We start from the raw sequence: 25821 nt of genomic DNA, 5'->3' as shown, positions 1-25821 counted from the left end.
CAGGTCCTGATGGCGGCGCGGGCCCACCCCCGGCTGGCGGCGGCGGCCTCGGCGGCGCTGGCGCGGCTGCCGGAATGAGCGGGGGACGCGTGGGGGCCCGGCGCGAGGAGGCGGTCAGCGCAGGGGGAGTTCACAGCGGATCTCCGGTACGGGCATGCCGTCCACCTCGTCCGGTGCGCGGGCGCCGTCCGGCGTGAAGCCCGCGCGGTCGTAGAAGCGGCGGGCGCGTGTGTTGCCCTCGACGACCCACAGACGCAGCCGGCCGTGCCCGGCAGCCGCGCAGCGCGCCACGCACTCCTGGACCAGGGCCCGGCCCACGCCCGTGGAGTAGTGCTCGGGGTGCGCGTACAGCGCGTACAACTCCGCCTCGCCCGGCGGGACGTCGGCGTCGCGCGACGGACCGAAGCTCACCCAGCCGACGGCCCGCCCCTCGCGCTCCGCGACCAGGTCCACCGTGCGCCCCGGGCCCCGCGCGAACCGCTCGCGCTGCCACGCCGCGCTCTCCTCGACGCCGAGTGCGTCCAGGAACGGCTGCGGCATCAGGCCGGCGTACGCCGACTGCCAGCCGAGGACGCGGAGTTCGGCGACGGACGCGCAGTCGGCCTCGGTCATCGCCCGTACGCGGAGGCCGGGGATCACTCGGCCACTACCGCGAACGCCTCGATCTCCATCAGGAACTGCGGGCCGATCAGCGACGCCACCTGCACCGCGGAGGACGCGGGGAGCCGCTCGGGGTCGAGGAAGGCGTCGCGCGCGGCGCGCACCGCGGGCATGTGCGCCATGTCCGTCACGAAGTACGTGAGCTTCACGACGTCGTCGAAGGTCGCGCCCGCCGACGCGAGGCAGCGCCGCAGATTCTCGAAGACCCGCAGGGCCTGCGCCGCCGCGTCGCCCTCGCCGACCAGCTCGCCGTCCTCGTCCAGGGGCAACTGCCCCGAAATGGCGATGAATCGCCCTGTGCCCATCACGACGTGCGTGTAGGCGGTGGCGGGGGCGACGCCCTCGGGGGCGCTGATGTGCGTGAGCCGGCTCATGTCCCCATGGTGGACCATCCCGCTGACAGTGCCCGCCTACAGCAGTGTGAGCTGGGTGGGACCGGCCGGGGAGGGGGCCGGCTCCTCGGGTGCGCGGATCCGCCGCGCGGCACCCGCGCGCGTGGGGCCCATGCCGAACTCCTCGGCCAGCTCGTGCACCTGACGGGTGACGCGCCGCTGGTACCACTTCGGGGCGTAGGCCCCCTCCGCGTACAACCGCTCGTAGCGGCGTACGAGGTGGGGATGGTGGTGGCCGAGCCAGGACATGAACCACTCGCGGGCCCCGGGCCGCAGATGCAGCACGAGCGGTGTCACGGAGGTCGCGCCCGACGCGGCGATGGCCCGCACCGTGGCGCGCAGCTGGTCGGGGCGGTCGCCGAGGAAGGGGATGACCGGCGCCATCAGGACACCGCAGCCGATGCCGTGCTCGGTCAGGGTGCGCACGACGTCCAGCCGGCGCTCGGGGGCGGGCGTGCCCGGTTCGACCGTGCGCCACAGCTCGTGGTCGGTGAAGCCGACGGACACGGAGATCCCCACGTCGGTCACCGCGGCCGCCTGGCGCAGCAGGTCGAGGTCGCGCAGGATCAGCGTGCCCTTGGTCAGGATCGAGAAGGGGTTGCCGCGGTCGCGCAGCGCCCCGATGATCCCCGGCATCAGGCGGTAGCGGCCCTCCGCGCGCTGGTAGCAGTCCACGTTCGTGCCCATGGCGATGTGGTCGCCGTGCCAGCGGGGCGAGGCGAGCTGGCGCCGCAGCACCTCGGCCGCGTTGACCTTGACGACGATCTGGCTGTCGAAGCCGAGGCCGGTGTCCAGGTCGAGGTAGCTGTGCGTCTTGCGCGCGAAACAGTAGACGCACGCGTGCGTGCAGCCCCGGTAGGGGTTGACCGTCCATTCGAACGGCATGCGGGACGCGCCCGGCACACGGTTCACGATCGACCTGGCCCGGATCTCGTGGAAGGTGATCCCCCGGAACTCGGGGGTGTCGAACGTTCTCGTGCGCACCGCGTCCGCGCCGAACAGGGCGGCGTCGGCGGTCGCCTGGCGCGGCCCGTCGGAGAGGTTCTCCCAGCGCATGACGCCTCCTCGGTAGCTCTGGCCACAGAATAGAACACATGTTCCCTTGATCGTGCGACTGGATACCCGAGAACAGGGAGACGGCCCGGGATCGAGGTGTTCCAGGCCGAGCGGACCGCCCCGGCGACGCTGCGGGTACGGCTGCTCCCGGCCGCGGGCGCCGAGCCCGAGCGCGTGTGGCGGGCCGTGCGCGAGGAGCCGACCCGCCAGCTCGCTGAACAGGGACTCGGCAACGTCACCGTCCGGTGCGCCGACGCACCGCCCCGCCGGACGCCCGGCGGCACGTACCGCACCGTCATCCCGCTCGCGGGGGCCTGAGGCCGGCGTCGGCGCTCGCGGAGGCTTGAGGCCGCCGTCGGCGCTCGCCCCCACCCACGCCACAACCCCGGCCCGCCGCCCGGCGGTGCCCGTGCGCGATGCATGATCTGAGGATGCTCGTCGAGTCCCTGTCCGTCGGCGCCCTGATCGTGGTCCTGGTCTGCGCCGTCGTCCGTCCCTTCCGCTGGCCCGAGGCCGCCTTCGCCGTACCGGCCGCCGGTGTCGTGATCGTGTCCGGGGCGATCCCGCTCGACGACGTGCGCGACGAGGCCGCACGGCTCGGACCCGTGATCGGGTTCCTCGCCGCCGTCCTGGTGCTCGCCAAGCTCTGCGCGGACGAGGGGCTCTTCCGGGCCTGCGGCGCCTGGATGGCGCGGTGGGCCGCCGGGCGGCCGCGGCGGCTGCTCACCGCCGTGTTCGGACTCGCCTCGGTGATCACCGCGGCGCTCAGCCTGGACGCCACCGTGGTCCTGCTGACCCCGGTCGTCTTCGCCACCGCAGCCCGCATGGGCGCCCGCCCCAAGCCGCACGTCTACGCCGCCGCCCACCTGTCCAACACCGCGTCCCTGCTGCTGCCGGTCTCCAACCTCACGAACCTCCTCGCGTTCACCGCGACCGGGCTGAGCTTCACGCGCTTCGCGCTGCTCATGACGCTGCCCTGGCTGGTCGCCGTCGCGGTCGAGTACGCCGTCTTCCGGCGGTTCTTCGCCGCCGACCTGGACGCGCCCGCCGAGGGCGCCGACGCCGCCGAGCCGCCCCGGATGCCGCTGTTCGCGCTGGTGACCGTCGCCGCCACGCTCGCCGGGTTCGCGGTGGCCTCCGCCGTCGGCATCGATCCGGCCTGGGCGGCCGCTGCGGGGGCGGGCGTGCTCGCCGTGCGCGCCCTCGCGCGCCGCCGCACCACCCCCGTGGCGATCCTGCGCTCGGCCTCGCTGCCGTTCCTCGCCTTCGTCCTCGCCCTCGGCGTCGTCGTCAGGGCCGTCGTCGACAACGGCCTCGGCGACGCCCTGGGGCGGGTCCTGCCGGACGGCACGGCCCTGCCCGCGCTCCTCGGCACCGCCGCCGTCGCCGCGCTGCTCGCCAACCTGATCAACAACCTGCCCGCCGTGCTCGCCCTGGTCCCGCTGGCCGCGCCCTCCGGCCCCGGCGCCGTCCTCGCGGTGCTGCTCGGCGTGAACATCGGCCCCAACCTCACCTACGCGGGATCCCTCGCGACGCTCCTGTGGCGCCGCATCGCCCACCAGCACGAACACGACGTCGACCTGCGGGAGTTCACCCGCCTGGGACTGCTCACCACCCCCGCCGCCCTGCTTCTCTCGACCCTCGCGCTCTGGGTCTCGCTGCGCCTGCTGCCCGGGTGAGCCCGCCGGTGCGCGCGCCTTCGCCGGGGACCCGATTTGGGCGGCCGGTATGCCTGGTGGTTGGCTTTCCGTGAACCCCCGAGTTACCAAGTGCTGGAGGAAGTGCAATGGCGCAGGTCGAGGCGACCACGGAGCGGATCATCGCGGCACAGCCTGACGACGTCTTCGACGCGCTGGCCGACTACAACGGCACGCGCGAGAAGCTCCTTTCGGAGCACTTCAGCGAGTACGAGGTGCGGGAGGGCGGCGACGGCGAGGGCACCCTCGTCCACTGGAAGCTGCAGGCCACCAGCAAGCGCATCCGCGACTGCCTGCTCGAGGTCAGTGAGCCCACCGACGGCGAACTGGTCGAGAAGGACCGCAACTCCTCGATGGTCACGACCTGGCGCGTGACCCCGGCCGGGGAGGGGCAGTCCCGCGTGGTCGTCACCACCGTGTGGAACGGCGCGGGCGGCATCGGCGGCTTCTTCGAGAAGACGTTCGCGCCCAAGGGCCTCGGGCGGATCTACGACGCCGTCCTCGGCAGGCTCGCCGCCGAGCTGGAGAAGTAGCCCCGCCGGACGCGGTAGGCCGGCCCCTCGGCCTGCCAACTCCCGTGTAGCCCATCAGGGTTGTTGTCACGCTCACCGTTTCGAGTGGTTTTCTGCTCGGCTCCGATGTGCGCCCCAGCGCTCCGACCGGCACTTACGCCGTACAAGGCCGCTGTGGACACACCTCGTCGCGCTTGCTCGCAGTTGTCGCGTAATGCGAGAAATGGGCGGCCGCAGGCGCGACGAGGGGAGCAGTACGTGGGCGGGACGACGCTGGTGAAGGTCGCCGAGCAGGACGGCGCGGCGGCCGAGGCGCCGCCGGCGCCCGGGGACCGTGGGGCGGGCCGGACGCCGCCGCCACCCCCGGAGCCGACGCTGGAGGGGCTCAGCCCCGGCCGCGTCCGGATGGTGTTCGTCGGGCTCATGCTCGCCCTGCTGCTCGCCGCCCTGGAGCAGATGATCGTCGCCACCGCGCTCCCGAAGATCGTCGGTGAGCTGCACGGCCTGGACAAGATGTCCTGGGCGATCACGGCCTATCTGCTGACCTCCACCGTCGGCCTGCCCATCTACGGCAAGCTCGGCGACCTCTTCGGACGCAAGGGCGTCTTCCAGTTCGCGATCGTCGTCTTCATCATCGGCTCGGCGCTCGCCGGCTGGTCGCGGACGATGGACCAGCTCATCGCCTTCCGCGCGATCCAGGGCGTCGGCGCGGGCGGCCTCATGATCGGCGTACAGGCGATCATCGCGGACATCGTGCCGCCCCGGGAACGCGGCCGCTACATGGGCCTGATCGGCGCCTCGTTCGGCCTCGCGTCGGTCGCGGGACCGCTGCTCGGCGGCTTCTTCACCGACCACGCGTCCTGGCGCTGGTGCTTCTACTTCAACGTGCCGTTCGGGATCGTCACCCTGCTCGTCGTCACGCTCGTCCTCAAGCTGCCCAAGCCCGCCACCAGGGCCCGGCTCGACGTGCTCGGCGCGCTGCTGCTCGCCGCCGCGTCCACCTGCCTGGTGCTCCTGACCAGCTGGGGCGGCATCGAGTACGCGTGGGACGACCGCGTCATCCTGGGGCTCGGCGCCGGTGCCGTCGTCGCCAGTGTGCTCTTCCTCGTCGCCGAGAAGTACGCGGCAGAACCGATCATCCCGCTGCGGCTCTTCCGTGATCCGGTCTTCAACATCACCGCTCTCGTAGGCGTGGTCACCGGAGTCGCCCTCTTCGGAGCGGCCAGTTATCTGCCGACCTTCCTGCAGATGGTCGACGGCGCGAGCGCCACCGAGTCCGGCCTCCTCATGCTGCCGATGATGGGCGGCGTCGTCGGCGCGTCCGTCATCTCCGGCCAGCTGATCAGCCACACCGGGCGCTATCGCGTCTACCCGATCCTCGGCGGGGTCCTGTCCGTCGCCGGCATGTGGCTGCTCTCGCGTCTGGAGGTCGACACGCCCCGCTGGCAGTACAGCGTCTGGATGGGCGTCCTGGGCGCGGGCATCGGCCTGGTCATGCCCGTCCTGATCCTCGCCGTGCAGAACGCGGTCCGCTCCTCCGACCTGGGCACCGCCACCAGCGCGCACAACTACTTCCGGCAGATCGGCGGCAGCGTGGGCGCCGCGATCTTCGGCACGCTGCTCGCGGACCGGCTCGCCGACGCCCTCAAGGACCGGCTCCCCGCCGGCGCGGCCGCGAATGGCTCGCTGCCCGACCCGGAGTCCATCACCCCGCAGCTCGTCCACACGCTGCCCGCGCCGCTGCGCGACGGCTACATCCAGGCCTATGCCGACGCGATGCCGCGGATCTTCCTCTACCTGGTGCCGGTGCTCGTCGTCGGCACGCTGCTCGCCTTCTTCCTCAAGGAGACCCCCCTGTTGTCCAGCGCCGCCTCCCACAACGCACCCACCGCCGAGCCCGCGCCGGTGCCCCAGGCCCGTACGGCGACGTACGCCGCCGGGGTCCCCGTCTGCGGCACCGTGCAGCACCCCGACGGCACCGTGGTGCCCCGCGCCGCCCTCACCCTCATCGACGTGGCCGGACAGCAGATCGGGCGCGGCGCGAGCGGCGACGACGGGCGGTACGCCCTGGCCACGCCGGGCGCCGGCTCGTTCGTGCTGATCGCCGCCGCCGGCGGGCACCAGCCGCAGGCCGTCACCGTCACCGTCGGCGAGCGGCCCGTCGACCTCGACGTGGTCCTCGGCGGTGCCGGACGCCTCGCGGGCGCCGTCCTGACCGCCGACGGGACGCCCGTCAGGGACGCCGCCGTCACCCTCACCGACGTCCGCGGCGAGGTCGTCGCCACCACCCGCAGCGGGCGCGAGGGCGGCTACGTCATCTCGGAGCTGGTGGCCGGCGAGTACACGCTCGCGGCGAGCGCCCCCGCCTACCGGCCCGCCGCGCTGCCCGTCAGCGTGCAGGCCTCGCGCGAGACCCGCCAGGACGTGGAGCTCGCGGGCGGCGCCGTGCTGCGGGGCACCGTGCGGGCCAGCGGCGGGCGGCCCGTGGAGGACGCGCGCGTGACGCTGCTCGACGCGGCGGGCAACGTCGTGGACACCCTGACCACCGGGACGGACGGCACGTTCCGCTTCGTCGACCTGTCGTCCGGCGAGTACACGGTCATCGCCGCGGGCTACCCGCCGGTCGCCACGGTCCTCCAGGTCGCGGGCGGCGGCCGCACCGAGCGGGATCTTCAGCTCGGGCACGAGGACTGAGACTCCGTCAGGGAGGGGGCGTGCGCCGGTACCCCGGCCCGATGCCAATTTCACGCATTGCCCCGCACAGCGACCGGCCGCGGTCGTAACGTGGGTTGGTGGCGGCCCAGATCTTGCGCTGCCGTGGGAAGGAGCAGGGCCATGGAACGAGGCACTCCGGGCGGGCCGGTGACGCAGAGTGCCGCGGCCGGGCGCATTCCCCTGGCCGTGGTGGTCGTCGACGGCGCGGGCCTCGTCTCGCACTGGAGCGTCGGGGCACGCCGTCTCTTCGGAGAGGACAAGGAGGCCGCCGTCGGCCGTCCCGTGGGCGATCTGCTCCCGGTGCACGGCGCGATCCCCGAGGACCGCGAGCCCTACGGGGCGTACGACGGACTCGGCCCCGACCTGGAGACCTCCCTCGACGGCCGCATCTGCTACCCGGCCGCCGGTCGCGCCCGGCTGACGGGGCCGGGGCAGAGCCGTGAGAGCGGCCGCGTCGACGTCCTCTGGTGGGCGTATCCGCTGGTCGGGCCGGGACCGGAGCGGCTGCTCGTGCTCGCCGCCGACGCCGCGCGGCTGACCCCGGCCGAGGAGCCGGGGCAGGAGCAGGAGGAGGGCGAACAGGCCGATCAGGTCGAGCGGATCGTGCCCGCCTTCGCCCTGCACACGGACTTCCCCGGCGCGGAGGAGCTCGCGGCCCGGCTCCCGGAGATCCTGCCGAGCATGAGTGTCGGCGAGAGCTCCCGCATCGTCGCCCAGGTCCTCGAACTGGGCTATCCGGTCCTGGAGTTCAGCAGGCACGACCGGGTGCCCGTCACGCCCGACTGGGGCGTGGCCCGCCGCGTCGAGCGCAAGGAGCGCAGGCGGCGCGCCGCGGAGGCCGCGGCGCGGGGGCTGCCGACCCCGCCCGGCGAGACCGACGCGAACGACGAGGCCGAGGACCTGGAGTACGCTGCGGTCCGCGAGCACCTGGAGTTCCTCAACGAGGTCAGCGGGCGGATCGGATCCTCGCTCGACCTGTCACGGACGGTCCTCGAGGTCAGCCGGGCGGTCGTGCCCCGCTTCACGGACGTCGCCGGCACGTATCTGCGCGAACAGGTCGTCGCCGGCGAGGGGTTCCCCGAGGGCCCGCCGGACGAGACGACCCTGTGGCACCGCGTCGCCGTCGAGCACACCGACGAGCCGGGCCGCTGGGACGACGTGGTGCCGGTCGGCGAGTCCATGCCGTTCCCCGCGCACACGCCGTTCTTCCAGTGCATGACCTCGGGCCGGCCGGTGCTCGTGCCGCGCATCACCGAGGAGATGGGCAACGCCATCGCCTCCCAGTTCGAGAAGCGGGACATCCGCCCGCTGATCAATCACCGCTCGATGCTCGTCGTCCCGCTCAAGGCGCGCAACGTGGTGCTCGGCTTCATGATCCTGCTCCGCCACCAGGAGCGGCCCGTCTTCAACGACATGGACCGCGTCACCGGCGCCGAACTGGCCGCCCGCGCGGGCCTCGTGCTCGACAACGCCCGCATGTACACGTATCAGGAGAGCGTCGCCGACACCCTCCAGGACAGCATGCTGCCGCACATCCAGCCCCGGATGTCCGGCTGCGACATCGCCACCCGCTACCTGCCCGGCACGCTGCTCGGCCGGGTCGGCGGCGACTGGTTCGACTCGGTCAAGCTGCCCGGGGCGAGGACCGCGCTCGTCGTCGGCGACGTCATGGGACACGGGCTCAACTCCGCCGCGATGATGGGCCAGTTGCGCACCGCCGTGCAGACCATGGCCGCCCTCGACCTGCCGCCCGAGCAGCTCCTGCGCAACCTCGACGACCTCGCGCAGCGCCTGGGCGAGCACTACCTGGCGACCTGCCTGTACGCGGTCTACGACCCGATCGCCGGCGAGCTGCACCTGGCCAACGCGGGCCACATCCCGCCCGTCCTGGTGCGCGCCGAGGACGGCCGCAGCCAACTGCTCGACCTGCCCACCGGCGCGCCCATCGGCGTCGGCGGCGTGCCCTTCGAATCGGTCCTGCTGCGGGTCGCGCCCGGCGACCGGCTGCTGATGTGCACCGACGGGCTCGTCGAGGTCCGCGGCGAGGACATCGGCGTCGGCCTCGCCACGCTCACCGAGTCCGCCGCACACCCCGCCGCCTCGATGGACGACGCCTGCGACACGATCATCCGCGCCCTCAACACCCGCGGCGGGCGCAAGGACGACGTGGCGCTCCTGATGGCCAGACTCAACGGCATCGCGCCCGAGGACGTCGCGCACCGGCGGCTCGTTCCCGACCCCAGCGAGGTGGGCCGGGCCCGCGAACTGGTCCGCGAACAGCTGCGGGCCTGGTCGCTGGAGGCCCTGGGCGACACCGCCGAGCTGCTCGTCAGCGAGCTCGTCACCAATGTCGTACGCCACGCCCGCAGCGGCAGGGTCGATCTGCGGCTGGTCCGCTCGGGGACGCTCCTGTGCGAGGTCGAGGACGACGACCAGACGCTGCCGACGCTGCTCAGCGCGGGCCCCGGCGACGAGTTCGGGCGCGGGCTGCGCGTGGTGAGCACCCTGGCGAAGGAGTGGGGGACGAGCCGGACGGGCGCGGGAAAGACCGTGTGGTTCGAACTGGCGTTGCCCCGCCGCTGACGAGGGGCGGGTCGCGGCCGCGGCCCCGCGCCCCGAAGGGCGGAATGGCGTGCCGCCGAATGCTCCCGGTGGCTTGTCCGCGTGCCCGGCGCGCGATACACCGATGTCGTCGTCGGCTTCGGCGGCTGTCGTCGCACCCCGGGGAGCACTGGCATGAGCGTCACGAGTCGTTACAAGGAGGCGTGGGAGAGTTTCTGGCTGGACGCTCCCGACGAACCGGGGTCCGTCTTCTGGGACGCCGAGCCCGCCCTCACCGCAGGTCTCCACCTCGCGCTCTTCGAGCCGCACATGGCCGCCATCGGTCTGCCCGTCGTCGACCTCGGCTGCGGCAACGGCACGCAGACGCGGTTCCTCGCCGACCGCTTCCCGCGCGTCCTCGGCGTCGACCTGTCCGCGGCCGCCGTCGACCACGCCCGCCGCGCGGACCCGGCGGGACAGGCCGACTTCCGGCAGGTCGACGCGGTCGAGAAGGGCGAGATGGAGCAGCTGCACGCGGAGGTCGGCGACGCCAACGTCTATATGCGGGGCGTCCTGCACCAGTGCGAGCCCGACGACCGGCAGCCGCTGCTCGACGGCATCGCCGCGCTGATCGGCGACCGGGGCCGCGCCTTCCTCGTCGAGCTCTCCCAGGCGGCGCGCCCCGTCCTGATGGGCCTGGCGCAGAGCCCCGACGGGCCGCCCCCGAAGCTGGCGCCGGTCTTCGCCCACGGGCTCACGCCCGCCGAGGTCGTGGATACGGCGGTGGAGGCGTACATCGACGCGGCCGGCCTCGCCGTCCTCGCGTCGGGTGAACTGCCACTGACCACCACGGAGTTCACCCAGGACGGCACGCGCATCGAACTGCCCTCCAGATGGCTGGTGCTGGGGCGCAGGAGCTGAATGCCCGGGGCGCATGCCCTGTTGGCCGAAAGGGTCCCGTCGCTCCCGAGCGGCCGGGCGGTCGAAGTTAGGCTTGCCTAACTTGCTCGGTCCGCCGGGTGGGCGGCCCGAGCACCGTCCGAAGCGGAAGGGGATCGGCTGTGACGAACGGAAAGGCGAGCGAGGCGGCGGGGACCGGAGCGGGGGCCGTGCGCGCCGGCGCGCGTGAGGCGGGGGCCGCGGAGGCCGAGGCGCGGATGCGGGTGATTCGGCTGCTCTTCGGCGGCATGGCGGTGCAGACCGTGCGCGCCGCCCAGCGGCTGCGGGTGGTCGAGCTGCTCGGCGACAAGGAGCGCCCGGCCGCCGAGGTGGCCGCGGAGGCGGGCACCCAAGTGCAGGGCATGACACGGCTGTTGCGCGCCCTGGCGGGACTCGGCCTGGTACACGAGACCGCCCCCGGCACCTTCGTGGTGACGCCCGAGGGTGCGCTGCTCGACCCGGGGCACCCCGACTCCATGGCGGACCTGGCCGCCCTGTTCGCCGACCCGACCATGCTGCGGGCATGGGAGGGTCTGGACGACGCCGTGCGGACCGGCGAGACGGTCTTCGGCTCGGTCTTCGGCACGGACTTCTTCTCCTACCTCAAGGCGCGTCCGGAGCGGTCCGCACAGTTCAACAGGGCGATGAGCCAGAGCACCAGGGGTGCCGCCGATGTGCTGCCCGAGCGCTACGACTTCGGCAGGTTCCGCACGGTCGCCGACATCGGCGGCGGCGACGGCACGCTCCTGTCCGCGGTGCTCCGCGCGCACCGGAACCTGGCGGGCCTCGTGTACGACACGGAGGAGGGCCTGGCCCAGGCTCCGGCGACGCTGGAGCGGCACGGGCTCGCCGGTCGGTGCTCGCTGGTGGCGGGCGACTTCTTCCGGTCGGTGCCCGAGGGCGCCGACCTCTACCTGATGAAGAGCATCATCCACGACTGGCCGGACGACCGCTGCGTCACCCTCCTCGGCCACTGTCGCGCGGCGCTCCCGCCCGGCGGACGGGTCCTGATCGTGGAACCGGTCCTGCCCGAGACGGTGGACCCGCAAGGGCCGGACGTCACGTACCTCGGCGACCTCAACATGCTGGTGAACGTGGGCGGCAGGGAGCGCACGCGCGCCGAGTTCGAGGAACTCTGCGGCCGGGCCGGGCTCTCCGTCCTGTCCGTGACGCCGCTGGGCGCGCCCAGTTCGTTCAGCGTGGTCGAGGCCGGGGCGGCCTGAGGGGGAGTGCCGCGGCCTTCTCCGTGAACACCCCGCTCCTTGCACGGGAGTTCGGGATCGCGGAGGGGGCCGCTGTCATGAACGGCGGTTCGGCGAACAGGGTGACACGGGGCGACATGTTCCGGTTTGGCGTGCTTCAAGACTCCTTGTATTGCGCATGTATTGCAGCTTCATTGCGGGCTCGTTGGTCGGGCGACTGGTGATCTACGTTGCTGATCCAGGGGCCGGAACGGGGTGACCCCGAAAGCGGTTGATCTTGTAAGTGTGCAGGTCACAGCGGTGTGACGTGTGTCGGGACCTTCTGGATCGGCCCAGCCCGCTCCGTACCGCCGGACACGCCGACGTCCCAGCTGGACCGACCCCCTCCGGGCGCGGCCGACCGGCATCAACCCACGATCATCAGCGCACTTGCTCAGGGGGATCGAGCCGTGACATCCGGTGAAGTCGACAGGTATCAGGCCGCCTTGCTCGAGAAGTATCCGATCACGAAGGTCAGCATTCGCTCGCTCTTACCGGCGGATTCGCCCCGTCTGGACGGCGAACGCGCGGACCACATCCAGTTGCTCGTCGAATCCGATGCCCATTTCCCTCCGATCGTCGCCCACCGGCCGAGCATGCGCGTCATCGACGGCATGCACCGGCTGCGCGCCGCGGCGCTGCGGGGCGACGACACCATTGACGTCCAGTTCTTCGACGGTGCGGAGGAAGACGCCTTCGTCATCGCCGTCAGGATGAACGTGAGGCACGGCTTGCCCCTGTCGCTCGACGACAGGAAGGCCGCGGCCAGACGCATGGTCGGCGACCACCCCGACTGGTCGGACCGGTCGATCGCTGCCGTCGCCGGACTGTCGGCGCGGACGGTGAGAGGGATACGGGGGGAGCTCGCCGGAGCGGTGGAGGGAGAGCTCGCCAGAACCGGCCGCGACGGGCGGGCCCGCCCCTTGAGCAGTGCCACCAGAAGGGAACTGGCGGCCCGTCTGCTGCTGGAGAACCCCGACGCGTCCCTGCGGGAGATCGCCAGAGCCGCCGGCCTGGCGCCGTCCACGGTGATGGACGTGCGGGACAGGCTGCGGCGCGGACAGGACCCGGTGCCCTCCAGTCAGCGGCGGCCCCGGGCCGGCGCGGGCGGCCTGCCCGAGGGGGAGGCGTCCCGTCCGGCCGGCGTCCGGGCGGAGGCGGCGGAGTGCCTCGTGTCGTCCTCGGCCGCGCTGCGCAGACTGCGCAAGGATCCGTCCCTGCGGTTCAGCAATGTGGGGCGCACGCTGCTGGGCTGGCTGAGCAACAGGCCGGAACGGGAGCAGTGGAAGGAGATCGTCAGCGGAATTCCGGCGCATTCCGTGGAAAGCGTTCTGCAGGTCGCCGAGGCGAACGTGAGGGCATGGCAGGAGTTCGCGGAACAGCTCAAGGGCGAACTCGGCGAGCACCGCGCGGAGTCCGGACGCTGAGTGCGGACGGCCGCCCGGGACGCCGGTCCGGTCCGGGCGGCCGCATGCCTAAAGAATTCCTCAAGTACCCGCAAAGAGAGCCGGAATTCACGGCGATACGCCGTGACTCGGCACCACTCATGGATGTTCCGGAGTTCGACTGCGGCCGGTCCGCAGTCGAACGCTTCGAGCGGTGTTCGCGCTGCTCGGCGAACATGGACAGCCCTGGGGCGGTGCGCCATATTGAGGCGCATGACAGGGCACGACGCCGAAATTCCCGATGGGTGGTCGATCGCGTCCGACGCCGACGGAGTACATGAACTGCTCCTCGCGTCGGACGCATTCATCGCAGCGACGTACGGAACTCCTGTACCGCGGCGCAATCGCGCGAGCACCGAAGGTCTGGTGTCTTCCGGAGCCGTACACGTTCTTCGGCAAGAGGGCGCCGCGGTCGCCATGTTCACCTTGACCTGGGAACCGCCGTTCAGTATCGAAACCGACTTCTTTCCTGGTACGGACAAGCCCATTCACATGCAGCGCCTCGCCGTGCTCCCCGACCGGGTCACCGGCGGAGAACTCACCGGCCTGAGGTGCGTGCGCCGTGCCATCGAAACCGCACGGGACGCCGGGGCCACGGCCATTCGGGCGGAGACGAACCCGGACCTCACGAACACCGTGCGGCTCATCGAGAAGTTCGGTTTCCGGCCCTACGGACCCGTCCTCGCCGACGGTCCGGTGCGACGCGTCTACCTGCAGAACGACCTCGGGGCATCGGCCCGGTGAGAGTGACGCGACAAGGCGGTGCGGTCCGTGCCGCCCTGGCCAGGACGCGCGACCTCTGGCGCCTTGTCGGACTGCTCCGCGTGGCGGGCCTGCCGACCTTCGCGGCCCTGACCGTCGTGGACCTCGCTCTGGCACTGCTCCCCACGGCCACGGGCCTGATGACGGGCGCCCTGGTCTCCCACCTCGTGTCCGACCCGCACGACGGCGACACGCTCACCCTGCTGACCGTGGCCCTCGGTGCCCTGATCTTCGCCTCGCAGGCGTTCGAGTTCCTCCACTCGGCCCTCCGCGTCATCGCCGCCCAGCGGGTCAACGCGCACCAGCGGCTGAGCGTGGGCGACCTGGCCAGCCGGTCCGCGGGCATCGCACGCCTGGAGGAGCCCGCCGTCCAGGACGACCTCACCTTGGCGATCATGAAGGGGCTGCCGCACTGGGTCGGCTACACCGTGGGCACCGGAGCGGTCGGCCAGCTCACGATCACGACCCGGACGGTGGGCGCCTGCGCCGCGGCCGGCGTGCTCGCCTTCTACTCCTGGCCCCTGGCTCTGGGCATGCTCGCGGTCGCGCTGTTCGTGCGCACCTCCACCCGCCGCCAGTGGATGAAACAGCACGCGGTGGTACGGGGTTGGGCACCCGGCAGGCGCCGCGAGGACTACCTCACCCAGGTCGCCGCCGCGCCCTGGGCGGCCAAGGAGGTGCGGGTCTTCGGGCTCGCCGACTGGACGATCGGCCGCTACCGGGAGGCGACGGACCAGCGGGTGTCCGGGACGTCGTCCGTCCGCCGTCGCCTTCTGCTGAACCTGCGCTTTCAGTTCCTGCTCCTCGCGCTCGCCACCGGGGCCGGGCTCGCGCGGCTCACCCTCTCGGCGGTCAGGGGAGACATAACCGCCGGACAACTCGCGGTGTATCTCGGGGCGTTCTGGGGTGTGCTGGCGGTCAGCCGCTGGGACACGGAGGCGTATGGCGTGGAGTTCGCCGGAGTGCCGGGACTCCACGCGGCCGACCGGCTCCGTGACCGGCTTGCGCCCGACGAAGACCGTCCGGCGCCCGACGGCGACCGGCCCGCGCCCGACGACGGCACCCCCGACGTGCCCCGAACCGTCGTGGGGGAGTCCCACGGCGCCGTCACCGCGCGGGAGACCGGGATCGCCCCGCCGCCCGCGGTGCGCTTCGAGGCCGTGGACTTCCGGTACGAGGGGGCCGCGCGCCCCACGCTCGGCGGTCTCGACCTGGAGATCAGGCCGGGAGAACTGCTGGCCCTCGTCGGCGTGAACGGCGCGGGGAAGACCACGCTCACCAAACTGCTCGCGGGCCTCTACCAGCCCTCGGCGGGCAGGATCACCGTCGACGGAGTGCCCCTGGCCGAGCTGGACCCCGCGGCCCGGCAACGCCACATCACCGTGGTCTTCCAGGAGTTCACCCGCTACGAGATGTCCCTGCGGGAGAACGTGCGCCTCGGCGCGCCCGGCATCGCCGCCCCGGAAGGGCTGCTGGAGGACGTCGCGCACCGGGCCGGCATCGACGAACTGATCGCCCGCGCTCCCCGGGGCTGGGACACCCCCCTGGCCCGCGGATACACCGATGGCATCGACCTCTCCGGAGGCCAGTGGCAGCGCGTCGCCCTGGCCCGCGCGCTGTACGCGGTCGCGTGCGGAGCCCGGCTGCTCGTCCTCGACGAGCCCACCGCGCACCTCGACGTCAGGGCCGAACTCGACGTCTTCTCACGGGTCATGGAACACGCGGGCGACACCAGCGTCCTGCTCATCTCGCACCGCCTGTCCACCGTGCGCCGGGCCGACCGGATCGCCGTCCTCGACGGGGGCCGGATCACCGAGACGGGCACGCACGACGCACTCATGGCCCTCGACGGCCCCTACGCGCGGATGTTCCGGCTCCAGGCCGCCCGGTTCGCCGACGAGGACGACGACGGCGCCGCGCCCGGGACGGCGGAGCGCGACAGCGAGGTGGTCTCCCCGTGACCCGCGCACAGGCGCTGCGCCGGCTGTTCGGCATCTCGTGGCAGCGGTACCGCGGCTGGGTCGTGGCCTTCGGCGTCCTCGCGGTGGCCGACGTGCTCGCCGCCGGTGCCTTCGCGCTGACCCTCCGTACGCTGATCCAGAGCGCGCTGCACGAACAGGTGCGGGAGGCGCTGTTCGCCACGGCGGGCGCCGCCGTCAGCTACGCGGTCACCGTCGTCGGGGCCTCCGCGCGCCTCAACGTGATCAACCTGCTCGACGAGGCCATCGGCGCGGAACTCGACGAGCGGATCCTCGGCCTCATCGTCGGCCTCGACGACATCGAGCACCTCGAACGCCCCGAGTACGCCGACCGGATCGCCATGGTGCGGGGCAGCGGAGACGTCATCGCCCGCTGCGGATGGGTGCTCCTGGACAGCGTGACGATGCTGCTCAGGCTGCTGGTCGTCCTCACCGTTCTGGCGCTGACGGCGCCCGTGCTGCTCTTCCTCGCCCTCCTGCTCGTACCAGCGCTGTGGCTGCCGCGCCGCGGACAGCACGTGGTCCGCGACGCGACCGTCGCGAGCGCCCAGGACATCCGGCAGGCCGAGCACCTCCAGACCCTGCTCACCGAGGCGACCCCGAACATGGAGGTCAGGATCGCCGGGGCACGGCCGCGGCTGGTCGAGCGGGGACGGCGGACCTGGGACCGGATCATCCGGCGGCAGGCCAGGGCCCAGTGGACGGCCGCCGGGCTCGGCATCACCGGGTGGGCGGTCTTCTCCCTCGGGTACACGCTCGCCCTGCTGCTGATCGTCCACGACGTGGCCTCCGGCCGGGTGCAGCCGGGTGACGTGCTGCTGCTCGTGACCCTCACCGGGACACTGCGCGCACAGGCCGAGGGCGTCGTACGGTCCTTGCAGCACACCACCGAGGGCATGAGCGCGCTGGACGCGTTCCTGTGGCTGGAGGACCGCGCGGCGCACCGGCGTCCCGGCGACACCGAGGCCGGCGTGCCGGAGCGGCTGACCGACGGCATCACCCTGAAGGGGGTGTCCTTCCGCTACCCGGGCACGGACACCTGGGTGCTCAAGGACATGGACCTCCACCTGCCGGCCGGCTCGACCGTCGCCGTCGTGGGCGAGCACGGCGCGGGCAAGACCAGCATCGTCAAACTCCTCGCCAAGTTCTACGAGCCCACCGAGGGCGCCGTGCTCGTCGACGGCGTCCGGCTGAGCGACATCCCCGCCGCGCGCTGGTGGTCCCGGACGACCGCCAACTTCCAGGACTTCGCGCGGTTCGAGTTCCCGGTGCGCGAGTCGGTCGGCGTGGGAGACCTCTCCGCGGCCGGCGAACCCGATCGGCTGACCCGTGCCCTCGCCGACGGGGACGCGGAGGAGATCGTCGCCGGGCTGCCCCAGGGCCTCGACACCCAGCTCGGCCGCACGTTCGACGGCGTGGAGCTGTCGACCGGCCAGTGGCAGCGGGTCGCCCTGAGCCGCGCCCACATGCGGACCGCGCCGCTGCTGTGCGTCATCGACGAGCCGACCGCCTCGCTCGACCCCCGCAGCGAATACGTCGTCTACCGCCGGCAGATGGCCCTCGCGAAGTCCCTCGCCGAGCGGTGCGGAACGGTCACGGTCGTGGTCTCGCACCGGTTCTCCACCGTGCGGATGGCGGACCTGATCGTGGTCGTCGACGGCGGCGCGGTGGCCGAGACGGGCAGCCACGACCGGCTGATGGCGCGGGGCGGCATGTACGCCGACCTGTTCCGCATGCAGGCCGCCGCCTTCCGGAACGGCTGACCGGGCCGACCCGGAGAACCCGTGCAATCCACAGAAGGAGAATCGTGTCCCGACCCCCCTATGACGTGATCGTCATCGGTGCCGGCGCCGCGGGCCTGACGGCGTCCGTCATGCTCGCCCGCGCCAAACTGCGCGTGCTGGTGGTGTCGACGGAGAACCGGCGCAACTCGTGCGTCGACTCGGTGCACAACGTGCCCTACGCCGAGGGCGTCGCGCCCGCGCTGCTCTACGGCACGATGGAGGAGACCGCCCGGACGTACGGCGTCACGCTGGTCTGGGACGAGGTGCTCGAAGCCGAGTCCGGAGACCTCGGCGTGGCCGTGGTCACCCGCGGCGGCGACCGTTACACGGCCGACCGTCTGCTGCTGGCCACCGGCCCGATCGACGAGCTGCCCTCCTGGCTGCCGGAGGGGGTCTGGGGCAAGAACGTCTTCGAGTGCCCCTTCTGCCACACCCACGAGCACGACGGGAAGCCGTTCGCCGCGGTCGGCGTCGGTCTGGAAGCGATCGGCATGGCCCTGATGTCCCTCCAGTACGCGACGGTCATGACCGCCGTCGTCTCGGACGGGGAGGCCGCGAGGACCCCCATGGCCGAGCGGCTGCGGCAGCGGGGCGGGGTCGTGCTCGTGGACGAGGTCACCGCGGCCACCCGGGGCACGGACGGCGCGCTCACCCTGCACACCAAGGGGGGCGCGGAGGTGGACGCGGGCGCGCTCCTGATCCCCGGCGTCAAGAAGCACAACCTCCGGTTCGTTCCCCAGCTCGGCCTGGAGCTGAACGAGAAGGGCGGCATCGACACGACGACGCTCGGCCAGACCTCGGACCCCCGGGTCTGGTGCGCGGGCAACGGATCCGGCGACGGACCGTACTTCATGTGGACCGGAGCCGCGGCCAGTGGCGTCAACGCGGCCCGCTCCATCTGCGAGGACATCGCCTTCGGGCCGCTCCTCGACTCCTACTGGACCCAGCTGAAGAAGACCCCGGCCGGACAGGAACCGAAAGCATGACGAAGAACGTTCTGTTGGTGAGGTACAGCCCCTACTGGGCGGCCCCCGTGCTCGACCGCGACGACGTCGACCTCTACGTCGTGCACGAGCGGACCCCGCAGGGCCTCGCCCCCGACGCCCTGGCGCGCTGCCGGAAGGTGTACTACGTCTCCTCCTTCGACGCGCTGGAGGAGCTCAGCGCCGTCGCCGCCGACCTCGTCAGCGAGGGCGTCGGCATCGACAAGGTCATGTCCGCCAACGAGTTCAGCCAGTACGCGGCGGCGTACCTGGCGCACCTGCTCGCCGCGGACCAGCCCGCGAGCTCCGTCGTCCTGGCCACCCGGGACAAGCGTCTGATGAAGCAGCGGGCACGCGCGGCGGGCCTGCACACGGCCCGCGCCCGCTCCGTACCCGACCCGGCCGCCCTCGCGGACACGGACGCGGCCCTCGCGGAAGTGGAGGGCGGCGTCGGCTATCCGGCCGTCCTCAAGCCCGCCAACGGCTGGGGCACCGTGTCGACGACGGTCGTCCGCGACCGCGAGCAACTCCGCGCCGCCCTCGCGGACTTCCGGTACGCGCCGGAGCTGCGGTCCCGGCAGCTCCTCCTGGAGGAGTACATCGCCGGGGAGGAGTTCCACGTCGACGCGGTGTGGCGGGACGGAGAGCCCTGGATCCTCCGCATCAGCCGCTACGTCACCCCGCCGCTGCGCCTGCGCGAGGGCGCGGGGCCAGGCCTCTCCGTGCTGCTCGACGAGGACGACCACGCCGACCTGTACCGGGAGGTCGGGGAACTGCACCGGCGGCTCAACGAACAGCTGGGTCTCACGCGCGGGCCCACGCACCTGGAGTTCTTCCGCGAGGAAGGCACCGGCCGGCTCGTGTTCTCCGAGATCGCCAGCCGGCTCGGCGGACTCGCGGTGACACAACTGGTGGGCGCGGCCGTCGGCGTGGACGAACGCGAGATCGCCGTGCACGAGATGCTCGACGGCGATCTCTCCGAACTGCCGCTCCAGCAGGGCGCGTTCCGCTACCACGGCATGCTCAACATCATCCCGCCGCGCTCCGGCCGCGTGACCGCGCTGCCGACCCGCGACGAGCTGCTGGCCCACGCGCACGTCGTCGACGTCTCCATCGGCGCGCGCATCGGTGCCGAGGTGACCTTGGGCGACTCCTCCGCCAGTGTCTGCGTGATGGTCATCTACGGGGCCGACAGCGAGGACGAACTGCTGAAGATCGGCGCGGAACTGGCGGACTCCCACCCCGTCGAGGTGGCGTAGCCGACCGGTGACGCGTGCCCCGTACCCCTGACCGGTGCAGCGGTGTCCGCCCCGCTTCCGGAGCGGACACCACGGCCCGAGCGGCCTGGCCGGCGTCGGCTCAGCGGGTCGAGAACGGCACCCGGCCCAGCGCGTCCCCCAGCCCGGCGCCCAGCAGGCCCGCGAAGACATGGTCGACGAGGGGGCTCCACTCCTCGCGTATCTCCCCGTGGGTCGGCAGCACCCGATGCGCCCCGGCCACGGCCGGGTCGCCGTGCCGGGCGACGGCGACGACCCGCCGCCCGATCCCGGTGGCACGCGCCACCAGGTCGACGGCGCGCGCGTGACTCGCCCCGGGCGGCGCCAGCACCACCAACGGACTGTCGCGGGGCAGCGCGAAGCGCTCGACGTGCCACCACTCCTCCAGGTCCTGCGCGAACGCGGGCAGCCCGCACGCCTCCACCACCTTCGCCGCCGCGAACTTGGCGGTGCCCGCCTGGGGACCCGTACCCGTCACCACCAGCGGACCGGACCCGTCGGCCAGCTCCCGCGCCAGCTCGTCGCACGCGGCGGCCGACCCGTCCACCGTGGCCCGCACGGCGTCGCCGACGGCACGCAGCTCGTCCAACAGGCCTTCCTGGGCGCCCTGTCGGGAGCCGAGCCGGATCGCGGTGACGAAGAGCGCGGCCAGGCTCGCCTGGTAGGTGAGGATGCCGGGCGAGGCCTGCCGCGGGCCGGTCGGCGCGATCAGGCCGACGTCCGCGACCCGCGTCACCGGGCTGCCCTCCGACGCGGTCACGGCGACGGTCGGCGTACCGCGGCGCGCGGCCTCTTCGAGCACGCGGACGACGGGACCGCTGGTGCCGGACGCGGAGATCCCGACGACCAGGGTGTCCGGGCCGCTCCCGCCGGGGCCGTCCAGGCCGTGGTCGAGGAACCGCTGGGCGCTCAGCGGCTCGCAGGCCACACCGCCGATCCGCTCGAAGGCCAGCTCCGCGGCGCGGGCCGCGTGGTAGGAGTCCCCGTTGCCGGTGAGCACCACCCGGCGTATCCCGCGAAGCGGTGCGTCGAGCAGCCCGTCGGCGGTCGTCCGTGCCAGGTGGTCGACGACCTGCCGGAACTCCGGTGCGAGCGCGCGGACCTGACGCCGCATCTCCTCGGTCGAGTAGGGGGGACGGGTGGTCACGCGGCGCCCTCCAGGGAGTTGAGGATGTCCATGTACGAGGCGACCTTCTCCGGCTGGATGCGGCCCTTCCAGCCGTTGAAGCAGGTGCTCACGAAGGCCCCGTCGGCGTGTGCCATGAGCCGCGCCGCGTTCTCGTGATCGGTGTGGCCCGCGAGGAAGACCGGCACGTGGGGGGCCGTGCGCCGTACGGCCTCGATCGTCCGCAGCGTCCGCTCCTCGTCCTTGCTGCCCAGACAGACCGCGTCGGCGCCGACGAACGCGGCCTGCCGGGCGATGGATTCCGTCGGAACCCCGCCGCCGAGCCACTGGAAGTGCATGGAGTCCACGTCGGCGATGATCTGGACGTCCCACGCGTCGATCTTCTTGCGGTACTCCATGACGTCGAGCGGATCCGCCTGGACCAGGCCGTGCGTGCTGACGGTGGCTCCCACGATCGCGGTGGCCCGGACGAAGTCGCCCCCGCACACCTTCGCGACCGCGAGGGACGCCTTGGTGGCGTGCCGCATGAGCTGCACACCGATCCGGAAGCCCTCGCCGCAGGCCTCGCGGGCGGCCCCGGCGATCAGGCTCATCGCCGCGATCCTGGCCGGGTCCGACTCGTCGCGGGTGGTGTAGACACGGTCGACGGTCTGCAACAGGGCGCCGTGGGCGCCGCCTTCGTGGAGGGCGACGGCGGAGGCGACGGCGTCGTCCAGGATCCGCTGGAACGACCCGGCCTCGTGGAACGGGGTCCCGGGCAACGGGTCGACGTGGACGACGCCCAGGCACACCTTGCCCGGCCGCTTCGGCGAGCCGGCCGCCGCGTCACTGTGTTCAACCTGACTCAAGTGGTCACCCCTATACTGACGCGATGCGTCTCTATCTGTCTTCTTTTCGTATCGGAAATCGCCCCGAGGAATTGCGGAAGCTGCTCAAGGGGCGCACGCGCACGGCTCTTGTGATGAATGCCTACGATTTCCACGACGCGGAGACCAGGGCCGCGTCCACGGAGCGGGAGTCGGCGGAACTGCGGTCCGTGGGCCTGGACCCGGCGGAACTCGACCTGCGCGACCATTTCAACAGCGCGTCGACCCTGCGAAAAGCCCTCGAAGACGTCGATCTCGTCTACGTGCGGGGCGGCAACTCCTTCGTCCTGCGCCGCGCGTTGCGGCACAGCGGCGCGGACGAGCTGCTCCAGGAACTCGTGGCCGCCGACTGCCTGGTCTTCGGCGGGTACAGCGCCGCGGCGGTGGTCGCCGGCACGACCCTGCGGGGCGTCGACGGTCATGTCGACGACCCCGACTACGTACCCGCGGGCTATCCGGCGGGCCCGCCGCTCTGGGACGGGCTCGGGTGGCTGCCCTACGCGGTCGCGCCCCACTTCCGGTCCGACCACCCCGAGTCGGAGGAGATCGAGAAGACCGTCCGGCGTCACATCGACCACCACGAGCCGTTCGTGGCGCTGCGGGACGGCCAGGCGATCGTCGTCGACGGCGCGGAGACGCGCGTGGTCGGCTGAGGGGCCAGGAGCGACCGGGGCGTCGGCCGACGGTTCAGGAGACGACCGAGAAGCTGTAGACCGTGCTCTCCGTGTGCGTCCGCCCCGGGTCCAGGCGCACCGACGGATAGTCCGGCCGGTTCGGGGCGTCGGGGAAGCAGCCCGGTTCCAGGGCGAGACCGGCGCGCGGGGTGAGCAGCTTGTCACCGGAGTAGATCCCCATCCCCGGCCCCTCGGTGCGGATTTCGAGGTGCCTGCCGCTGCCCGGGTCGTGCAGTTCCGCGGCCCACAGCCAGGGGTCGTCGAGGACGAAGAAGTTGTCCAGGGCGTGGTCCCCGATCGTGCGCGCCGTCGTGTAGTCGAGCGGAGTCTCCCGGATGTCCGCCGGGGGACCGGCCACGGGCATCTGCTCGTCGTCGAAGAACACGCCGCTGCTCGCGTTGACCGCCAGCCGGTGCCCGTCGACGGTGCCGTGCCCCGCCAGGTTCCAGAAGGCGTGGTTGGTCAGACCGAACGCGGTGGGCGCCGTCGTCGTGCCGCTGAACTCGATGGTCAGACGGCCCTCGCGGTCGATCCGGTACGCCGTCCCCGCCGTGACCGCGCCGGGGTAGCCCTGGTCGCCGTCGGGGCTCTCCAGGCGGAGCCGCAGCACCAGGTCCTCGCCGTCACGGCCGGCCTCGGCCGCCCACACCCTGCGGTCGAAGCCCTCGCGGCCGCCGTGCACATGGTGCGGGCCCTCGTTGGGGTCGAGCAGGTGCCGTACCCCGTCGATGCTCATCCGCCCGTCGCGGACGCAGCGGCAGTACCGCCCCACCGTCGACCCGACGTACGCGTTGCGCTGCCGGTCCTCGTAGTCGCCGAGTCCGGGCAGCCGCAGGACCACGTTCCCGGTGCGGTTGTCACGGTCCGGCGTGCGCACCTCGACCAGGGTCGCCCCATAGGTCCAGACGGTGATCGCCAGGCCGTCGCCGTTGTCGAGCGTATAGGCGTCGACCGGCAGGTCCTGTCCCTGCGGGGTGTTCGTCCGTCCGACGGGCTGTTTGTGGATTTTCAAGGTTTCTCCTTGGAATATGTTGCCGCACACGATGTTCGGCGAGACGCTCGGGAGCGGTTGCCTCATGCGCATGTACGGAGACGCGATCCGGTTCGGTGTCCATTCCGGTCAGCAGTACCGGTCCTTTCCGGAAATGGTCGACCTGTGGCAGCGCGTAGAAGAAATGGGATACGACTGGATCTCCTGTTTCGACCACTTCCGGCCGCCCCTCGGCGGGCCGGACGGTCCCTGTTTCGAGGGCACCTCGCTGCTGTCGGCACTCGCCGCGCGCACCAGCCGCATCCGCTGCGCCCTGCTCGTCTCCGCGGTCACCTGGCGGCACCCGGCGGTGGCCGCGTCCGCCGCCGCCACCATCGACCATGTCTCCGGCGGGCGGCTGGAGTTCGGTGTCGGAGCGGCCGGTGACGACCTCGGCTACGAGCAGTACGGGATCCCCTTCCCCCGCGCCGGACAGCGGCTCGACATGCTCGACGAGGCGTGCCACGTGCTGCGCGGGCTCTGGCAGGAGGAGAAGAAGACCTTCGAGGGCAGGTACTTCCGGCTCTCCGACGCGTACCTCGAACCCAAGCCGGTGCAGCCGCGCATTCCCCTGGTGATCGGCGGTGAGGGCAAGAAGCGGATGCTGCGCGTCGTCGCCGAGCACGCGGACATCTGGAACACGCTCGTGGCCGAGCCGGAGGTCTATCGCGACCGGCTCGACGCGCTGGCCGGACACGCGGCCGACATCGGGCGGGACCCGCGAGAGATCCGGCAGTCGATGACGTTCCGGGCGATCCTCGGCGAGGACCGGCGGGAGGTCGAGCGGCGGCGGAAGGCGGTGGCCGAGGTGCTGCCGCCGGATTCCCCGCTGTGGTCGGAGTACCTGGTGTTCGGCACGCCGCAGGAGTGCGTGGAACGGCTGAGGCCCTACCTCGAACTGGGGGTGCGGGACTTCCTGTTGGGCTCGCGGCCGCCGCTGGACTGGCGGACCATGGAACTGTTCGCCACCGAGGTGGTTCCGGCGCTGCGCGACGCCGCCTAGGTGGCCACGGGCTGTTCCTCGCCGGCCGCCCCCGGCTGTTTCCCGTTGTCCGCGGGCCCGCCGAACGCCGGCCGCCAGCCCAGCTTGCGCAGGTCCTCGGCGCGCTTGCGCAGGAAGGACGCCGCGGTGTACCGCTCGTTCAACCGGGTGTCGCCCGGCGGGTGCAGGAACATCGGCATGGAGAAGCGCGCGTGTCCGCCGTCCCCGCCCGCGGGAAACCCCACCCGGTGCTCCGTGGCCCGGTAGTGCCCGTCGGTGATCTGCTCCAGCATCTCCCCGGCATTGATCACGAAGGCCCCCTGGTCGCAGGGCACGTCGTGCCACGCGCCCGCGCTGTCGCGCACCTGCAGCCCCGGTATCCGCGGGGCGGGCAGCACGGTGATGAGGTTGACGTCGGTGTGGGCCTGGCCCCGCAGGGCGTCCGGTGCCTCCTCGCCGTTCGCGGGGAGGTAGCGCTGGATGCGCAGGGTGGTGCTGAGCGAGCCGTCCAGCATGCGGGGCAGTGGCATGGCGAACCGGCCCGAGACATCGGCCGGCAGGGCGTCTCCGAGCCACCCGAGCACCGTGGCCGCGAGTCGCTTGGCCTCGTCGAAGTACCGCAGCGCGGAATCGGACACCTCTTTGGGATAGCTGCCGTCGCGCAGGATCTGGAAGAACTCCTTGCGGTCGAGCCTCGACGCGTCGGCGCCCGTGGCGGACGGCAGCGGGAAGAAGCCGCCCTGGCCCTCCGAGTTGCGGTAGTCCAGCTTGGCCTCGGTCGCGAAGAAGGCCGCCCATTCCCGGTGGATCTCGTCCGTCAGACCCGTGTCGGACAGCGGGTGGCCGCGGATGACGCCGAAGCCGGTCTCATGCATGGATCTCGCGAACTCGGACGGCGCATGGGGGCTGGTGTAGTCAACGGCTGCGATATGCATGGCCTGAAATTCTCTCCGAAAGTTTCGGCCTACAGGTTCCGCACCGAACGCTATGGCACACCGCTCGTTTGAGTCCACACGGTCGGCACTTCCGGCTGTTCGAGCGAACATCGGGCGACGGTTGCCACCGTTGCGCGGCAATCTCTAGGCTTCCCCATCGTTCCGACCAGGGATCGAATTATCGATGCATGGAGAAATTTCTTTATGACGCGCTCGGACTCCCTG

General features: G+C 72.2%; 22 protein-coding genes. 15 read left to right on the top strand and 7 right to left on the bottom strand.

Annotated features, from left to right (window positions below):
- Positions 1-114: 114 nt before the first annotated feature.
- The 3 genes from AOK22_RS08320 to AOK22_RS08310 are packed head-to-tail and all read right to left on the bottom strand — an operon-like array spanning position 115 to position 2108.
- Positions 115-612 carry a GNAT family N-acetyltransferase gene (locus tag AOK22_RS08320; RefSeq protein ID WP_055697947.1) on the bottom strand — a complete coding sequence of 166 codons (498 nt, stop codon included), beginning with the start codon at positions 610-612 and terminating at the stop codon, positions 115-117.
- A gap of 23 nt (positions 613-635) precedes the next feature.
- Positions 636-1034, bottom strand: coding sequence for a RidA family protein (locus AOK22_RS08315; RefSeq protein WP_055697943.1), 399 nt, complete (start codon positions 1032-1034; stop codon positions 636-638).
- Positions 1035-1070: 36 nt separating this feature from the next.
- Positions 1071-2108, bottom strand: a complete 1038-nt coding sequence (locus tag AOK22_RS08310) for an Rv2578c family radical SAM protein (protein WP_055697942.1) — start codon at positions 2106-2108, stop codon at positions 1071-1073.
- 96 nt (positions 2109-2204) lie between these two features.
- Between AOK22_RS08310 and AOK22_RS08305 the strand changes: the two genes are divergently transcribed.
- The 13 genes from AOK22_RS08305 to AOK22_RS08245 all read left to right on the top strand — a co-directional run bounded on the left by AOK22_RS08305 (position 2205) and on the right by AOK22_RS08245 (position 19965).
- Positions 2205-2426 carry a hypothetical protein gene (locus AOK22_RS08305; RefSeq protein ID WP_055697941.1) on the top strand — a complete coding sequence of 74 codons (222 nt, stop codon included), beginning with the start codon at positions 2205-2207 and terminating at the stop codon, positions 2424-2426.
- A gap of 113 nt (positions 2427-2539) precedes the next feature.
- A complete protein-coding gene (locus tag AOK22_RS08300; protein WP_055697940.1) occupies positions 2540-3787 on the top strand; it encodes an arsenic transporter in 1248 nt (415 codons plus the stop codon).
- A gap of 107 nt (positions 3788-3894) precedes the next feature.
- Entirely contained in the window at positions 3895-4338 is a 444-nt protein-coding gene (locus AOK22_RS08295; protein WP_055697939.1) for an SRPBCC family protein, read from the top strand.
- 237 nt (positions 4339-4575) lie between these two features.
- Positions 4576-7011, top strand: coding sequence for an MFS transporter (locus AOK22_RS08290; RefSeq protein WP_055697938.1), 2436 nt, complete (start codon positions 4576-4578; stop codon positions 7009-7011).
- 141 nt (positions 7012-7152) lie between these two features.
- Entirely contained in the window at positions 7153-9615 is a 2463-nt protein-coding gene (locus AOK22_RS08285; protein WP_055697937.1) for a SpoIIE family protein phosphatase, read from the top strand.
- 153 nt (positions 9616-9768) lie between these two features.
- Positions 9769-10494, top strand: a complete 726-nt coding sequence (locus AOK22_RS08280) for a class I SAM-dependent methyltransferase (protein WP_055697936.1) — start codon at positions 9769-9771, stop codon at positions 10492-10494.
- A 236-nt stretch (positions 10495-10730) separates the two neighbouring features.
- Entirely contained in the window at positions 10731-11735 is a 1005-nt protein-coding gene (locus AOK22_RS08275) for a methyltransferase (protein ID WP_055697946.1), read from the top strand.
- Positions 11736-12163: 428 nt separating this feature from the next.
- Positions 12164-13180 (top strand): ParB/RepB/Spo0J family partition protein, encoded by a 1017-nt coding sequence (locus AOK22_RS08270; protein WP_244164717.1) that lies wholly within the window; start codon positions 12164-12166, stop codon positions 13178-13180.
- Positions 13181-13411: 231 nt separating this feature from the next.
- Complete coding sequence (locus AOK22_RS41360) at positions 13412-13942, top strand: GNAT family N-acetyltransferase (protein WP_157872200.1); 531 nt, start codon at positions 13412-13414, stop codon at positions 13940-13942.
- A gap of 2 nt (positions 13943-13944) precedes the next feature.
- A complete protein-coding gene (locus AOK22_RS08260; RefSeq protein ID WP_157872199.1) occupies positions 13945-15921 on the top strand; it encodes an ABC transporter ATP-binding protein in 1977 nt (658 codons plus the stop codon).
- On the top strand, positions 15918-17702 hold the full coding sequence (locus tag AOK22_RS08255; RefSeq protein ID WP_055697932.1) for an ATP-binding cassette domain-containing protein: 1785 nt from the start codon (positions 15918-15920) through the stop codon (positions 17700-17702). The genes AOK22_RS08260 and AOK22_RS08255 overlap by 4 nt, the downstream gene beginning before the upstream one ends.
- 44 nt (positions 17703-17746) lie before the next feature.
- Positions 17747-18709: an NAD(P)/FAD-dependent oxidoreductase gene (locus tag AOK22_RS08250; protein ID WP_157872198.1), complete on the top strand. Its 963-nt coding sequence runs from the start codon at positions 17747-17749 to the stop codon at positions 18707-18709.
- Positions 18706-19965, top strand: coding sequence for an ATP-grasp domain-containing protein (locus AOK22_RS08245; protein ID WP_055697930.1), 1260 nt, complete (start codon positions 18706-18708; stop codon positions 19963-19965). Before AOK22_RS08250 ends, AOK22_RS08245 begins: the two co-directional genes overlap by 4 nt.
- Positions 19966-20065: 100 nt before the next feature.
- Here the strand turns inward: AOK22_RS08245 and AOK22_RS08240 are convergent, their stop codons facing one another.
- Both AOK22_RS08240 and AOK22_RS08235 read right to left on the bottom strand, forming a co-directional pair.
- Positions 20066-21130 (bottom strand): SIS domain-containing protein, encoded by a 1065-nt coding sequence (locus AOK22_RS08240; protein WP_055697929.1) that lies wholly within the window; start codon positions 21128-21130, stop codon positions 20066-20068.
- Positions 21127-21957, bottom strand: a complete 831-nt coding sequence (locus AOK22_RS08235; RefSeq protein ID WP_237773289.1) for a BtpA/SgcQ family protein — start codon at positions 21955-21957, stop codon at positions 21127-21129. The genes AOK22_RS08240 and AOK22_RS08235 overlap by 4 nt, the downstream gene beginning before the upstream one ends.
- 113 nt (positions 21958-22070) lie before the next feature.
- Here AOK22_RS08235 and AOK22_RS08230 point away from each other — a divergent pair, with 113 nt between their 5' ends.
- Positions 22071-22628 carry a Type 1 glutamine amidotransferase-like domain-containing protein gene (locus AOK22_RS08230; protein ID WP_237773288.1) on the top strand — a complete coding sequence of 186 codons (558 nt, stop codon included), beginning with the start codon at positions 22071-22073 and terminating at the stop codon, positions 22626-22628.
- Positions 22629-22662: 34 nt separating this feature from the next.
- Here the strand turns inward: AOK22_RS08230 and AOK22_RS08225 are convergent, their stop codons facing one another.
- Positions 22663-23661, bottom strand: a complete 999-nt coding sequence (locus AOK22_RS08225; protein ID WP_055697926.1) for an aldose epimerase family protein — start codon at positions 23659-23661, stop codon at positions 22663-22665.
- A 64-nt stretch (positions 23662-23725) separates the two neighbouring features.
- Between AOK22_RS08225 and AOK22_RS08220 the strand changes: the two genes are divergently transcribed.
- Positions 23726-24682 (top strand): LLM class flavin-dependent oxidoreductase, encoded by a 957-nt coding sequence (locus AOK22_RS08220; RefSeq protein ID WP_055697945.1) that lies wholly within the window; start codon positions 23726-23728, stop codon positions 24680-24682.
- On the opposite strand, the gene AOK22_RS08215 is transcribed toward AOK22_RS08220, so the two are convergent.
- The gene (locus AOK22_RS08215) at positions 24679-25536 is read right to left on the bottom strand and encodes a 2OG-Fe(II) oxygenase family protein (RefSeq protein WP_055697925.1); all 858 of its coding nucleotides are present in this window, start codon (positions 25534-25536) and stop codon (positions 24679-24681) included. The genes AOK22_RS08220 and AOK22_RS08215 overlap by 4 nt on opposite strands.
- Positions 25537-25821 lie beyond the last annotated feature (285 nt).

This window comes from Streptomyces silaceus (assembly GCF_001419745.1).
GTDB classification, from domain to species: domain Bacteria; phylum Actinomycetota; class Actinomycetes; order Streptomycetales; family Streptomycetaceae; genus Streptomyces; species Streptomyces silaceus.
Note: the sequence above shows the minus strand (reverse complement) of the source record. Positions and strands in the feature narration are given on the sequence as shown.

Bases quoted from the DNA above. Each gene is read 5' to 3' on its own strand.
- AOK22_RS41360 (WP_157872200.1), top strand. From the start codon at position 13,412: ATGACAGGGCACGACGCCGAAATTCCCGATGGGTGGTCGATCGCGTCC.
- AOK22_RS08285 (WP_055697937.1), top strand. From the start codon at position 7,153: ATGGAACGAGGCACTCCGGGCGGGCCGGTGACGCAGAGTGCCGCGGCC.
- AOK22_RS08220 (WP_055697945.1), top strand. From the start codon at position 23,726: ATGCGCATGTACGGAGACGCGATCCGGTTCGGTGTCCATTCCGGTCAG.
- AOK22_RS08275 (WP_055697946.1), top strand. From the start codon at position 10,731: ATGCGGGTGATTCGGCTGCTCTTCGGCGGCATGGCGGTGCAGACCGTG.
- AOK22_RS08315 (WP_055697943.1), bottom strand. From the start codon at position 1,034: ATGAGCCGGCTCACGCACATCAGCGCCCCCGAGGGCGTCGCCCCCGCC.
- AOK22_RS08310 (WP_055697942.1), bottom strand. From the start codon at position 2,108: ATGCGCTGGGAGAACCTCTCCGACGGGCCGCGCCAGGCGACCGCCGAC.
- AOK22_RS08245 (WP_055697930.1), top strand. From the start codon at position 18,706: ATGACGAAGAACGTTCTGTTGGTGAGGTACAGCCCCTACTGGGCGGCC.
- AOK22_RS08215 (WP_055697925.1), bottom strand. From the start codon at position 25,536: ATGCATGAGACCGGCTTCGGCGTCATCCGCGGCCACCCGCTGTCCGAC.
- AOK22_RS08230 (WP_237773288.1), top strand. From the start codon at position 22,071: ATGAATGCCTACGATTTCCACGACGCGGAGACCAGGGCCGCGTCCACG.
- AOK22_RS08295 (WP_055697939.1), top strand. From the start codon at position 3,895: ATGGCGCAGGTCGAGGCGACCACGGAGCGGATCATCGCGGCACAGCCT.
- AOK22_RS08280 (WP_055697936.1), top strand. From the start codon at position 9,769: ATGAGCGTCACGAGTCGTTACAAGGAGGCGTGGGAGAGTTTCTGGCTG.
- AOK22_RS08320 (WP_055697947.1), bottom strand. From the start codon at position 612: ATGACCGAGGCCGACTGCGCGTCCGTCGCCGAACTCCGCGTCCTCGGC.
- AOK22_RS08300 (WP_055697940.1), top strand. From the start codon at position 2,540: ATGCTCGTCGAGTCCCTGTCCGTCGGCGCCCTGATCGTGGTCCTGGTC.